Below are 13,238 nucleotides of genomic sequence, written 5' to 3'. Positions count from 1 at the left end.
CGGCCATGTGCTCAGCGTGGCGCGGCCGGGGACGCTGATGCCACAGGCACGGCCATCACGCCGCCGCATTGGATCGGCAGGGGCGCTGGCAGCGCTGCAGCAGGTTTTGAGCCCACTGCCACAGGCTGCGCGGCCAGCCAAGCAGACAGGGCGCTGACGTCTTGCGGGGAGAGCTTGCGCGCAATGGCGGCCATGCAGTCCGGAGCCTGGGCGCGCCGCTGGCCGGTTACCCATGCACCCAACTGGCTGTTGAGGTAGTCGCGCGGCAGCCCCAGCAAACCGGGAATGAACGGCTGCACACCCATCATGGCCGCGCCGTGGCAAGACACGCAGGCGGGCAGATCACGGCTGGCGTCGCCCCGCTCGACCAGGACACGCCCGCGCTCCAACACGGCCGGCGGGGCCTGGGGAGCCGGGGGCGGTGCGTAGGGCAGGTCCAGTGCCGCAAAGTGGTCCGCCATCTCCTGAAGGTACGCATCGGTCAGGTGCTCGATCAGGTATGTCATCTGCGGGTAGCTGCGCCGCCCATCGCGAAAGTTGATCAACTGATTCACCAGATAGCCAGCAGGCTTGCCCGCGATCCGCGGGAAGTACCCGGTTGGCGTGGCGCGGCCCTCTTTGCCGTGACACGCAGTGCACGCCTGCACGCGCGAGGCCATGCCTTGGTGCAATGGCTCGCCCACACGCACGGGCTGGGCTGCCGCGGCGGCAGGGGCGCCCTGCCCGGATGCATTGGCTGCCGCACCCGCCGCAGCGGCCCCACCACCCACGCAGAGCCAACCCGCCAGTAATACCACGGCCCACCCGGAAAGCCGCTGGCGGATGCCGCAAAAAAGATGGTTCAGATGAATGCCAGACATCAGGAATGACGAGAGAAAGGAGCGGCACAACAAGCCAAACCGTACCACCAGCCTGGCCTGGCGGCCGGTGCCTGAGGGCAGGCCCTGGCGAGCCCATCGCGGGCCAGCACGAGAATACTTGACCACCGTGTTGATTGCAGACATCCGCTCTCCGCAACGGGGCGGACCTGGGGCAGCGGGGAATGCAAAACGCTATCATTTTGATAGCTGAAAAGGTTTATGCAGAGCGCGTAACCGACTGTTTTAAAGCTCAAAATCAGCCCTCAACCCCTGCTGCAAGCACCAGTCGCTGGGTGTACGGGTGACGGGGCGCATCCAGAACCTGGGCGACGGTTCCGCTTTCCACCACCTCGCCATCCTTCATCACCAGCACGTCGTGCGCCATGGCGCGGATGACCTGAACGTCGTGGGTGATGAGCAGGTAGCTCAAGCGCTTTTCGCGCTGCAAGCGTTGCAGCAGTCCCAGCACCTGTTGCTGGATGGTGACGTCCAGCGCGCTGGTCGGCTCATCGAGCACCAGCACTTGCGGCTGCACGATGAGGGCCCGGGCAATGGCCAGACGTTGCCGCTGGCCGCCTGAAAACTCGTGGGGGTAGCGGGCCAGCAGGCGCGAGTACTGGGCCTCGGTCAGACCGACCTCGGCCAGCGCGGCTTCCACGCGCAGACGCCGGTCCGCCGGGCCCAGCGCGGGCTCATGCACCCTCAGCCCCTCCCCCACGATTTCTTCCACGGTCATGCGCGGAGACAGCGACGAGAACGGGTCCTGAAACACCACCTGCACCCTGCGCCGCAACTGCTGGTTGCCAGGGCTGTTGCGGGTAGCGGGCTGCTGCCATGAACTGCCCCCCACCCGCAGATCACCGCTGGACGGCAGCAGCCCCAGGATCGCTTGCGCCAGCGTGGACTTTCCGGAACCCGACTCGCCCACCACACCCAGCGTACGGCCTGGCAAAAGCGTCAGCCCTGCGTCTTTGACCGCCACGAATTCACCGCGACGGAACCAGCCACGCACGCCGGGCAGCGGTACGGAGTAAGCCACCCGCAGGCCGCTGGTCTGGACCACGGGCGCCTGGGCAGCGCCATCGACAAGCGCCTCGTCCACATCCCGGCGCGGCTGGCTGCCGATCAGGCGCTGCGTGTAGGCGTGCTGCGGTGCCTCGAAAACCTTGGCCACATCCCCCTGCTCGACCAAGACCCCCTGCTCCATCACCGCCACCCGGTCGGCAAATCGGCGCACCAGGTTCAGGTCATGGGTGATCAGCAGCACGGCCATGCCCGTCTCGCGCTGTAACTCCGACAGCAGGTCAAGCACCTGTGCGCGCAGGGTCACATCCAGGGCCGTGGTGGGCTCATCGGCCAGCAGCAGCTTGGGCGCGCTGGCCAGCGCCATGGCAATCATCGCGCGCTGGCGCTGTCCGCCCGAAAGCTGGTGCGGAAAGCTGTTGGCGCGGCGCGCAGGCTCGGCGATACCGGTGCGTGCCAGCAGTTCAACGGCCGCCTGGGCACACTGGGCACCCGTCAAGCCCTTCTTCAGCTGCAGGATCTCGGCAATCTGCATGCCAATGGTCATCAGCGGATTCAGGGCCGTCATCGGCTCCTGGAACACCATGGCGATATCGCCGCCACGCACCCCGCGCATCTCGCGCTCGGAGAGCGTCAGCAGATCGCCACGGCCCTGCAAACGGGCCTGTCCGGTGATGGCGGCGTCGCCGGCCAGGCGCAGCAGGCTCAATGCCGTGACGGTTTTGCCAGAGCCGGATTCACCCACCAGCGCCAGCTTCTCGCCAGCGGCCAGGCTGAAGCTGACACCGCTCACCACCTCCTTGGCACCAAAGCGCACACGCAGGTCCTGCACGTCCAGTAGCGCAGGTGGACGGGGCATGGCGGGCGCGGTCACAGGTCAGCCTTTCGGGGGTCGAGCGCATCGCGCAGCGCGTCGCCCATAAACGTCAGCAGCAGCAGCGTGGTGACCAGCACGCCGAAGGTGGAGAGCGATATCCACCACGCATCGATACTGTTTTTGCCCTGGCTGAGCAGTTCACCCAGCGAGGGGGTACCGGGCGGCACGCCCAGCCCCAGAAAATCGAGCGAGGTCAGGGCCAGGATGGCCGCACTCATGCGAAACGGCAAAAAGGTGACCACCGGCGTCAGGCTGTTGGGCAGGATATGGCGCCAGATGATCTGGCCGTTGCTCACGCCCAGCGCGCGCGCGGCCTTCACATAGTCAAGCTGGCGGTTGCGCAGAAACTCGGCACGCACATAGTCCGACAAACCCATCCAGCCAAACAGGCTCAGCAAAATGAGCAGCAGCGAAATGCTGGGCGCAAACACCGCACTGAAAATGATGAGCAGATACAGCTCGGGCATGGAGCCCCAGATCTCGATGAAGCGCTGGAACGCCAGATCGGTCTTGCCGCCGAAGAACCCCTGTATCGCGCCGGTGACCACGCCCAGAACCACCCCCGTCACCGTCAGTGCCAGCCCAAACAGCACGCTGACGCGGAACCCATAGAGCAACTGCGCCAGCAGATCCCGCCCCCGGTCGTCCGTGCCAAGCCAATTGTCCCGCGTGGGTGCCGAGGGGTTGGGCGACTTGGCAAAGTAATTCAGCGTGTTGGGCCCATACCGGTTGATGGTGTACAGCGCCCAGTTGCCACCACTGCTCAAGCGCTCCTGGATGAAAGGGTCAAGGTAATCGGTGGGGGTCAGGAAATCCCCGCCAAAGGTGGTTTCCGGGTAGTCCTTGAGCATGGGGAAATAAGTCTGCCCCTCATAACGCACGATCAGCGGCTTGTCATTGCTCACCAGCTCGGCAAACAGGCTGACCACCACCAGCGTGCAGAAGATCAGCAGGCTCCAGTAGCCCAGGCGGTTGCGCTTGAAGCGCAGCCAGGCGCGGCGCGAGGGGGACAACGAAGCGGGCTCAGACATCGGCATCGTGTTGCAAGAGGGCCTGGCTGTAGTGCAGGAATTCGTCCAGGTGCTTTTCGATGATGGCAATGGTGACGGGCATGAGCAAGCGCTGGTAGTCGTGCAGGGCGATGTTGCGAAAGCCCACCATGCGCTGCAAGCTTTCGGCCAGCGGCTGCCCGATGCGGCCCGCCCGAGCGAGCAGGGCGAACACGTCGCGAGCGCTTTGCGGCACGCCCAGCCGGTCGCGGCGGATGAGGTGGTGCCCTATGTCCAGGGCGGCCTCGCAGGCACGCTGGATATTCAGGATGGCGGCATCCTGGCGCGTGAAATTGGCGGTAAACGTGGCGGGGTCGCAGAAATACTCTTCACGTGCCCGGGCCACGCAGCGCTCGATCGCGGCGGCCTTGTTGATCATTACGTCATCGGCCATACACGCTCCCTCGTTTTTCAATGTCGGCCAGCAAACCTGCGCGCGCCTCATCCAGATCGGTTTTCTCGCTCAGCACGGCGACCTCAAACAAAGCAGCCCGCGCATCCAACGCCCACCAGCGCTCACCCGTGGTGATGACCTGGTACTGCATCACCGTGGAGGCTGCGCGCAGGTCGAGCAGGTCAACCGGGCAGCCCGCCACATCGGCCAACGCGCCCGACAGCTCCCACAGCAGCAGCGGATCGGCATAGCCGGACGCGAGGATGGCTACATCGAGGTCGCTGTGCGGCCCCGCCGTGCCCTGAATGCGGCTACCGAAGCCGTACACGGCCAGCAGACCCGGCAGGCGGGACCGGAGCAGGTCCACAACAGCGTTGAATTCCATGCGATGGCCTTTGTTGATCAATCAAACTTCACGCGCGGGTCCACCCACACATAGCAAAGGTCGCTGATGAGCTTCGTCACCAGCCCGATGAGCGTGAACAAATACAGCGTGCCCAGCACCACCGGGTAGTCGCGGCGAATCACGCTTTCGTAGCTGAGCAGGCCCAGGCCGTCGAGCGAGAACAGCGTCTCGATCAACAGCGAGCCCGCAAAGAAAGCGCCGATGAAGGCCGCAGGAAAACCGGTGACGATGGGGATCAGCGCATTGCGGAACACGTGTTTCCACAGCACCTGCCGCTCCGACAGCCCCTTGGCGCGCGCCGTGAGCACGTATTGCTTGCGGATCTCTTCCAGAAACGCGTTCTTGGTGAGCATGGCCGTCACCGCAAAGCTGCCCAGTACCATGGCTGTGACGGGGAGCGTGATGTGCCACAGGTAATCGACGATGCGCGCGCCCCAGCTGAGTTCCTCCCAATTCGACGAGGTCAGCCCGCGCAGCGGAAACCACTGCAACTGCCCGCCAAAGATCACCAGCAACGCCACGCCGAGCACAAAGCCCGGGATGGCGTAGCCCACCAAAATAAGGAGCGTGGTGACAAGGTCGAACCGCGAGCCAGCGCGCACCGCCTTGGCCACCCCCAGCGGCACGGCCACCAGGTAGCTGATGAAAAACGTCCACAGCCCCAGGCTGATGGAGACGGGGAGCTTTTCTTTGACCAGCTCCCAGACCGCCTTGCGTTGGTAAAAGCTCTGCCCCAGGTCGAAGCGTGCAAATGAAGAGACCATCTGCACGAATCGTTCATGGGCGGGCTTGTCAAAGCCGTACAACTCCTTGATTTCCTGGATTTGCTTCGGACTGAGCCCCTGGCGACCGCGATAGTCCCCCCCCGCAGCTGGGCTGGACGCTGCCCCTTCGCCACCTGCTGACCGCCCCTGGAGCTGGGAGACCATTTGCTCGACGGGTCCGCCAGGCACGAACTGGATGACCACGAAGGTCAGCAGCAACACACCCAGCAGCGTGGGCAGCATCAGGAGGACGCGCTTGAGCAAATAGCTGATCATTCAATACGCACCTATCGGTTCGCAGGCGAAGCCCACCATGTGGCGGCAGCCCAGGAGTCGGGCTGGTAATAAGGAGGCACAACCGGCGGCAGGACAAACCCGGCGGGCCGATAGCCCACAAAAAATTCGTCGCTGTACCACTGCGGAATCGAATAGTGCCCATGCGACAAAACGCGGTCCAATGCACGCATCGCTGCGGACATTTCCGCCTTGGATTTGGCAGCAAGCACTGAGCGGATCAGGCTATCCACCGCCGGATCGGCGATACCCCAGGAATTGGCAGATCCGGACGTCGCAGCCGCTTTGGAGCCAAAGTATTCAAACAGGTCGCTGCCCGGTGTATTGCGTCCCGGAATTCGCAGGCTCCCCAGTTCGAATTCGAATTCGTCCATCCGCTGCTGGTACAGGGCCGCATCCACATTTCTGATTTTCAGTTGGATTCCAAGCTTCCTTAATGCGTTCTGCATAGGCAGGACGAGCCGGGTCCCCGACGGTTGCGCGTTGAGATACTCTATTTCAAACGCCTCGCCTTGCGCGTTTCGCAAGGCGCCGTCGCGGTAATTCCACCCCGCGTCTGACAGCAACTGTTTTGCTTGGCGCAAATTGTCTCTAAGGCTCGAAGGCGGCAGGGTACTAGGGGATACAAGGGCAGGCCCGAAGACCTCCGGACTGAGTTTGTTTCTCAAGGGTTCGAGAAACGCCATCTCGCTCGTGTCAGGCAGGCCAGAAGCATGAAAGTCGCTGTTGGGAAAGTACCCCTGGACTCGTTTGTACAAGCCATAGAACATCTGGCGATTCAGCCATTCAAAGTCCATCGTCAAAGCGATGGCCTTGCGCACCCGAATGTCCTTGAATTTCGGGTTCCGCAGGTTGAACGTATAGCCTTGAAAATCGCCCGGGTTACGATGCTCAAAAACCTGCTTCTTGACGGCCCCGGAATCGAACGCCTTGCCGCTGTATTGCCGCGCCCAGTTCTTGGAGATGAACTCCCGCTTCAGATCGTACTCACCCGCCTTGAGCCCTTCAAACCGGCTGGTGTCGTCCAGGTACAGCTTGTAGGTGACGCGGTCAAAATTGTAGGTTCCCTTGCGCACCGGCAAATGGGAACCCCAATAGTTCTTGTTTCGAACGTAGGTAATGTCGCGGCCAAGCTGCGCACTGGCAGGCTGGTAGGGGCCTGACGCGATGGGAAGCTCTGTGATGACCGCGTCAAACGGCTTGCCTGCGCCCCACTTGCGGCTGAAGATCGGGACGCTGCCGGCCAGCAGGGGCAACTCACGACTGGCCGCTGCAAATTCAAACCTGACCACGCGATCTTCCAGGGCCTCTACGGCTTTGATGTCCGCAAAAATGGTTCGAAACTGCGGTGACGCCTGTTTGCTCATGAGCGTGTTGAACGAATGCACCACGTCAGCAGCCAGTACCGCGGACCCATCGGAAAAGCGCGCCTCCTTGCGAAGCCGGAAAGTGGCAGACAAACCGTCGGAAGCCACGTCCACATCTTCCGCAAGCAGCCCATACCCCGTGGACGGCTCCTCGAAATTGCCCGTCAGCAACGATTCAAAAACCAACTGGAGCATTGCGGCAGGGGGTGTCCCCTTGAGCGTGAACGGATTGAACTTGTCGAAATTCGTGACCGCAATCGGCGGCACCAGCCGAATTTCTCCACCCTTCGGCGCATTGGGGTTGACGTAGTCGAAGTGGGTGAAGTCCGGCGCATACTTCACGTCGCCAAACTGTGAATACGCATGTGCAGCCCAGGAGGCTGGAACCAAGGTCAATCCACACGCAGCACACAACACTGCGCGCACCCATCGAAAGCAGACGGCAACGAGGCACATGCGACAATTCTGCACTACGCAGGCAGAGCCCAGCCCAGAACCGCGGGCAATCCCCCGCCGTTGCATGGGCTGCATGCCCGCACACCACCGTCACCGCATTCCACTGGAGAACAACAATGGGTTTCCTCGCCGGCAAGAAGCTGCTCATCACAGGCGTGCTGTCCAACCGCTCCATCGCCTACGGCATTGCCAAGGCCTGCCATGCACAAGGCGCTGAACTGGCTTTCAGCTACGTGGGCGAGCGCTTCAAGGACCGCATCACCGACTTTGCCGCCGAGTTCGACTCCAAGCTGGTGTTTGACTGCGATGTGGCCAGTGACGAGCAGATCGAGCGCATGTTTGCCGACCTGGCCCAGGTGTGGCCCCGATTTGACGGCTTTGTGCACAGCATTGGCTTTGCGCCACGCGAGGCGATTGCCGGCAACTTCCTTGAAGGCCTCTCCCGCGAGGGCTTTCGCATTGCGCATGACATCAGCGCCTACAGCTTCCCGGCCATGGCCAAGGCGGCCCTGCCCTACCTGAACGACAAGTCGTCGCTGATCACTCTGTCCTACCTGGGCGCGCTGCGCTCCATCCCCAACTACAACACCATGGGCCTGGCCAAGGCCAGCCTGGAAGCCAGCGTGCGCTATCTGGCCGAAGCCGTGGGCCGCACCGAAGACGGCCGCAGCATCCGCGCCAACGGCATCAGCGCTGGCCCCATCAAAACGCTGGCCGCCAGCGGCATCAAGGACTTTGGCAAGCTGCTGTCCCGCGTGGCCGATGCCTCGCCGCTGCGCCGCAACGTCACGATTGAAGATGTGGGCAATGTGGCGGCGTTCCTGTTGTCGGACCTGGCCTCGGGCGTGACGGCCGAGATCACGTATGTGGACGGCGGCTTCAGCCAGACGGCCGGTTTGAGCGCAGACCAGGTCTGAGCTCCGGCGCGCACCGGTTCGCCCAGGGCCTGCCTGCCATCGCCGGGCTCTGCGCCCGGGATTTTCAAGGTTTTATCAGGCGGTTACGCGCGTTGCGCCTTGTTTTGTAGCTATTATTTTAATAGCATGCAGCAGCTTGTACCGGCCTGCCTTGGCAGAGCGCCGCACCTGCGGGTGTCATCAAGCGCACCAGCGCCCGCGAGGGCCCGCCAGTGCCATTCGTCGTCGGCTGGCAACCGGCCGCACACGTCGATGTGGCCCTCCGCCGAGCTTGGCTAACACCGCCCTTCAGATCGTGCGGCCAAACGGGCCGTCATCGCCCACCTGCACCAGGTTGCGCGCGGTCGCCAGCGGCTTGGCGTTCTTGCTGGGTTTGCCGTTGGAGACGCAGTCGGCGTAGTAGCGCACTTGCCCGTTCTCGTCTTCCACCTCCACCAGCCCGTGGATATCGGTCTCGAAGCCGGGGCACAGCTTGGCGAATTCGCGGGCAAACTTGAGGTAGTCCACGATCTTTCGGTTGAACACTTCGCCCGGGATCAGCAGCGGAATGCCGGGCGGGTATGGCGTGACCAGGCCCACCGTGATGCGCCCCTCCAGATGGTCGATCTCCACACGCTCGGTCTGGCGGTGGGCGATGTGGGCATAGGCATCTGAAGGCTTCATCGCGGGCGTGAGGTCCGACAGGTACATCTCGGTCGTCAGCCGTGCGATGTCGTACTTGGCGTACATCTCATGCACGTGCTGGCACAGGTCGCGCAGGCCCATGCGTTCATAGCGCTTGTGCTGCTGGCAGAACTCCGGAAGGATGCGCCACATGGGCTGGTTTTTCTCGTAGTCGTCCTTGAACTGCTGCAGCGCCGTCAGCAGCGTGTTCCAGCGGCCCTTGGTGATGCCGATGGTGAACATCACGAAGAAGCTGTACAGGCCCGTCTTTTCCACCACCACGCCGTGCTCGGCCAGAAACTTGGTCACGATGGAGGCCGGGATGCCCGTCTTGTCGAACTTGCCATCCAGGTTCAGGCCGGGCGTGACGATGGTGGACTTGATCGGGTCCAGCATGTTGAAACCGTCGGCCAACTGGCCAAAGCCGTGCCACTTGGCACCCGCCTTCTTGCTTTTGCTGTCGCTGCGGATGATCCAGTCTTCGGCGCGGCCAATGCCTTCGTCCACCAGCTTTTCAGGGCCCCAGACCTTGAACCACCAGTCGCCCTTGCCAAAGTCCTCTTCGATCTGTCGCATGGCGCGGCGAAAGTCCAGCGCCTCGAGGATGCTTTCTTCCACCAGCGCGGTGCCCCCGGGCGGCTCCATCATGGCAGCGGCCACGTCGCAGCTGGCGATGATGCTGTACTGCGGGCTGGTGCTGGTGTGCATCAGGTAGGCCTCGTTAAAGAGGTGGCGGTCCAGCTTGGTGGTCTGCGAATCCTGCACCAGCACATGGCTGGCCTGGCTGATACCGGCCAGCAGCTTGTGGATGGACTGTGTGGCGTACGTCACCGAGTGCTTGGGCCGGGTGCGCTTTTTGCCCATGGCATGGTAAGCACCATAAAACGGGTGGAACGCCGCATGCGGCAGCCAGGCTTCGTCAAAGTGCAGGTTGTCCACATAACCATCGAGCATGGTCTTGATGGTCTCGGTGTTGTAGAGCACTCCGTCGTAGGTGGACTGCGTGAGCGTGAGCACCCGGGGCTTGACCTTTTTCGCATCCACCCCCTTGAGCAACGGGTTGGCCTTGATCTTCGCCTCAATGGCCTTGGGATCAAACTCGCCTTGCGGTATCGGACCGATGATGCCGAAATGGTTGCGCGTGGGCTTGAGGAAGACCGGGATCGCGCCCGTCATGATGATGCTGTGCAGGACAGACTTGTGGCAGTTACGGTCCACCACCACCACATCGCCCGGCGCCACCGTGTGGTGCCACACCATCTTGTTGGAGGTGGATGTGCCGTTGGTCACAAAAAAGCAGTGATCGGCATTGAAGATGCGCGCGGCATTGCGCTCGCTCTCGCCAATGGCACCGTTGTGGTCCAGCAGTTGACCCAGTTCTTCCACGGCGTTGCACACGTCGGCACGCAGCATGTTCTCGCCGTAAAACTGGTGGTACATCTGACCGACCGGGCTTTTCAAAAACGCCACGCCGCCCGAATGGCCGGGGCAGTGCCAGCTGTATGAGCCGTCTTCGGCGTAATCGAGCAGCGCCTTGAAGAACGGCGGCTGCACGCCTTCGAGGTAGCTTTTGGCCTCGCGGATGATGTGACGCGCCACAAACTCGGGGGTGTCCTCGAACATGTGGATGAAACCGTGCAGCTCGCGCAGGATGTCGTTGGGCAGGTGGCGGCTGGTCTTGGTCTCGCCGTGCACATAAATCGGCACTTCCGTGTTCTTGCGGCGCACTTCGCCAATGAAGTTGCGCAGGCTCAGCACGGCGGGGTCCAGGTCGGGGCCTGGGGTGAACTCCTCGTCATCGATGGACAAAATAAACGCACTGGCGCGGCTTTGCTGCTGGGCAAACTGCGACAGATCGCCATAGCTGGTCACGCCCACCACCTCGAAGCCCTCGGCCTCGATGGCCTGCGCAAGCGCGCGAATGCCCAGGCCCGAGGTGTTCTCGGAACGATAGTCCTCATCGATGATGATGATGGGAAAACGAAACTTCATGCGCAGCCTCCGTGCAACCGTGCCCTGCCCCGGCAAAAATCAAAAGAGCCGCGAAGTGTAAGGAATAACGTTGACATGCCTATGTCGCGCCATTTTTTTGGCCCAAAATGTGGCGAACTGAACACATCCAAATCGGAGGGCTGAGCATGGAGCAATCCACAATCTGGTGGCTGGCTGCGGGCATTGTGGTTGCGGCGGAGCTTCTGACGGGAAGCTTTTATCTGCTGATGCTTGCGCTTGGCCTGGCCGCAGCCGCGATCGCGGCGCACCTGGGCTTCGAGCTGCCGCTGCAAATGGTGAGCGCGGCGGTGGTGGGCGGCGGTGCGGTGGCGGCCTGGCATTGGGCCAAGAAAAAGCGCCCTGGCGATCCATCGCCCCGGGCCGAACGCAGCGTCAACCTGGATGTCGGGGAAACCATCTACATCGATGCCTGGAGCCCCGACGGCACCGCGCTGGTGAAATACCGCGGCGCGCAGTGGACGGCGATGCACCGCCCCGGCGTGACACCGGCCACCGGCATGCACCGCGTGGCAGAACTGGTCGGCAACAGACTGCTGGTGGATCCGGCCTGACAAGACCTGAAGACGCGTTCCTTTCGCTCAACCTTTCAAAGAAACGAGGACTCCGTGGAAATTGCCATCGTCATTTTGGTCATTGCCGTGATCTTTATCGTGCGGTCCGTCAAGGTCGTGCCGCAGCAAAACGCCTGGGTCAAGGAACGCCTTGGAAAATACGCGGGCACCCTCAGCCCCGGGCTGAACTTTCTGGTTCCCTTTATCGAGAAGGTGGCTTACAAGCACAGCCTCAAGGAAATCCCCCTCGATGTGCCCAGCCAGATTTGCATCACGCGCGACAACACGCAGTTGCAGGTCGACGGCATCCTGTACTTTCAGGTGACGGACCCGATGCGCGCAAGCTACGGCTCCAGCAACTACATCGTGGCCGTCACGCAACTGGCGCAGACCTCGCTGCGCTCCGTGATCGGCAAGCTGGAACTCGACAAGACCTTCGAAGAACGCGACATCATCAATGCCCAGGTCGTTCAAGCCATCGACGAAGCGGCACTGAACTGGGGCGTCAAGGTGCTCCGCTACGAGATCAAGGACCTCACACCGCCCAAAGAAATCCTGCACGCCATGCAGGCCCAAATCACCGCCGAGCGTGAAAAGCGCGCCCTGATCGCCGCATCCGAAGGCCGACGCCAGGAGCAGATCAACATCGCCACGGGCGAGCGCGAGGCCTTCATCGCCCGATCCGAAGGTGAAAAGCAGGCCGTCATCAACAAGGCCCAGGGCGAAGCCGAATCCATCAAGGCCGTAGCAGAGGCCACCGCACAGGCCATCGAACGCGTTGCCACCGCCATCCGGCAGCCGGGCGGGGAACAGGCTGTGCAACTGAAGGTGGCCGAAAAGGCAGTGGACGCCTACAGCCGTGTGGCGCAAGACGCCACCACAACGCTGATCGTGCCCAGCCAAATGAGCGAGGTCTCGGCCCTGATCGGCTCGGCCATGAAGATGGTGCAAGCCCACCAACGGGGAAGCTGAGCGCTGCAACCAACGCCAGCGCGCTCCCCACGGCCCGGCCCTGTGGGTGAATTGGCGCGGCAGGCCCGCTGATCACGCCATCACGGACCCGCGCGCATGTCGCGACTGACCGACGCCCAAGCCGCGTTGGGCCGGGCATCTGGCCCAAAGCATTTTTTGCCGTTGCGCCCCGGGCACCGCAAAAGCCCCCCCTGCCTTGGCTATAATGGAGGGCTTCGGAGAGGTGGATGAGCGGTTTAAGTCGCACGCCTGGAAAGCGTGTGTGGGCTAATCCCCACCGCGGGTTCGAATCCCGCCCTCTCCGCCAAGAGTCATGTCAACCCTTGAATCTAAACTGATCGTTTTGATTCAAGGGTTTTCTTGTTTCTGAGGTAGCTTTTGCGGCTGCTCTCAGCGCGCAGCGCGACTCACCGCATCTTGCACAGCCGGGAGGGCATCCTCGTAATTGAAGCCATTGGGGGTTTTCTGCAAAGGGGTGCTGACCTGTTTGTTGAGCCAGTCACGCAGGCTCTGCATTTCGCCGGGGCGCACCAGGGGGTCGTGGCTGTCGCCTGCAAATCGGAACTCCGTCAGGTTCTCGGGGTGATTTTTGAATTTTTCCTGAAAGCCTACGGCCGGTTGCTGCTTGGTAC

The 13,238-nt window shown here is 62.4% G+C and carries 11 protein-coding genes, 1 tRNA gene and 1 pseudogene; 4 read left to right on the top strand and 9 right to left on the bottom strand.

Annotated elements, in window-relative coordinates; translation table 11 throughout:
• Positions 1-11: 11 nt before the first annotated feature.
• The 7 genes from ACK543_RS12675 to ACK543_RS12645 form a co-directional block, all read right to left on the bottom strand.
• Positions 12-659 (bottom strand): c-type cytochrome, encoded by a 648-nt coding sequence (locus tag ACK543_RS12675; RefSeq protein WP_409943217.1) that lies wholly within the window; start codon positions 657-659, stop codon positions 12-14.
• A gap of 457 nt (positions 660-1,116) precedes the next feature.
• On the bottom strand, positions 1,117-2,742 hold the full coding sequence (locus ACK543_RS12670) for an ABC transporter ATP-binding protein (RefSeq protein WP_409943216.1): 1,626 nt from the start codon (positions 2,740-2,742) through the stop codon (positions 1,117-1,119).
• An 11-nt stretch (positions 2,743-2,753) separates the two neighbouring features.
• The gene (locus tag ACK543_RS12665) at positions 2,754-3,797 is read right to left on the bottom strand and encodes an ABC transporter permease (protein WP_409943201.1); all 1,044 of its coding nucleotides are present in this window, start codon (positions 3,795-3,797) and stop codon (positions 2,754-2,756) included.
• Positions 3,784-4,203, bottom strand: a complete 420-nt coding sequence (gene hepT, locus ACK543_RS12660) for a type VII toxin-antitoxin system HepT family RNase toxin (protein ID WP_409943200.1) — start codon at positions 4,201-4,203, stop codon at positions 3,784-3,786. Before hepT ends, ACK543_RS12665 begins: the two co-directional genes overlap by 14 nt.
• Entirely contained in the window at positions 4,193-4,588 is a 396-nt protein-coding gene (gene mntA / locus ACK543_RS12655) for a type VII toxin-antitoxin system MntA family adenylyltransferase antitoxin (RefSeq protein WP_409943199.1), read from the bottom strand. Before mntA ends, hepT begins: the two co-directional genes overlap by 11 nt.
• Positions 4,589-4,605: 17 nt before the next feature.
• Positions 4,606-5,649, bottom strand: coding sequence for a microcin C ABC transporter permease YejB (locus ACK543_RS12650; RefSeq protein ID WP_409943198.1), 1,044 nt, complete (start codon positions 5,647-5,649; stop codon positions 4,606-4,608).
• Between the two features lie 11 nt (positions 5,650-5,660).
• Complete coding sequence (locus ACK543_RS12645) at positions 5,661-7,490, bottom strand: extracellular solute-binding protein (RefSeq protein WP_409943197.1); 1,830 nt, start codon at positions 7,488-7,490, stop codon at positions 5,661-5,663.
• 116 nt (positions 7,491-7,606) lie between these two features.
• Between ACK543_RS12645 and fabI the strand changes: the two genes are divergently transcribed.
• A complete protein-coding gene (gene fabI / locus ACK543_RS12640; protein WP_409943196.1) occupies positions 7,607-8,407 on the top strand; it encodes an enoyl-ACP reductase FabI in 801 nt (266 codons plus the stop codon).
• A 288-nt stretch (positions 8,408-8,695) separates the two neighbouring features.
• Here fabI and ACK543_RS12635 read toward each other — a convergent pair whose 3' ends face one another.
• On the bottom strand, positions 8,696-11,062 hold the full coding sequence (locus ACK543_RS12635; protein WP_409943195.1) for an Orn/Lys/Arg decarboxylase N-terminal domain-containing protein: 2,367 nt from the start codon (positions 11,060-11,062) through the stop codon (positions 8,696-8,698).
• Positions 11,063-11,208: 146 nt separating this feature from the next.
• On the opposite strand from ACK543_RS12635, the gene ACK543_RS12630 reads away from it, so the two are divergent.
• The 3 genes from ACK543_RS12630 (at position 11,209) to ACK543_RS12620 (ending at position 12,913) form a co-directional block, all read left to right on the top strand.
• Positions 11,209-11,634 carry an NfeD family protein gene (locus ACK543_RS12630; RefSeq protein WP_409943194.1) on the top strand — a complete coding sequence of 142 codons (426 nt, stop codon included), beginning with the start codon at positions 11,209-11,211 and terminating at the stop codon, positions 11,632-11,634.
• Between the two features lie 54 nt (positions 11,635-11,688).
• The gene (locus tag ACK543_RS12625) at positions 11,689-12,606 is read left to right on the top strand and encodes an SPFH domain-containing protein (RefSeq protein WP_409943193.1); all 918 of its coding nucleotides are present in this window, start codon (positions 11,689-11,691) and stop codon (positions 12,604-12,606) included.
• Between the two features lie 217 nt (positions 12,607-12,823).
• Positions 12,824-12,913: transfer RNA gene (locus tag ACK543_RS12620), tRNA-Ser, on the top strand.
• An 83-nt stretch (positions 12,914-12,996) separates the two neighbouring features.
• Here ACK543_RS12620 and ACK543_RS12615 read toward each other — a convergent pair.
• Positions 12,997-13,238: pseudogene (locus ACK543_RS12615) on the bottom strand (hypothetical protein); the annotation flags it as partial.

It is taken from the genome of Acidovorax sp., assembly GCF_046341535.1.
In the GTDB taxonomy this organism is placed as follows: domain Bacteria; phylum Pseudomonadota; class Gammaproteobacteria; order Burkholderiales; family Burkholderiaceae_C; genus Acidovorax.
This window is presented reverse-complemented; position numbering and strand designations above follow the sequence as displayed.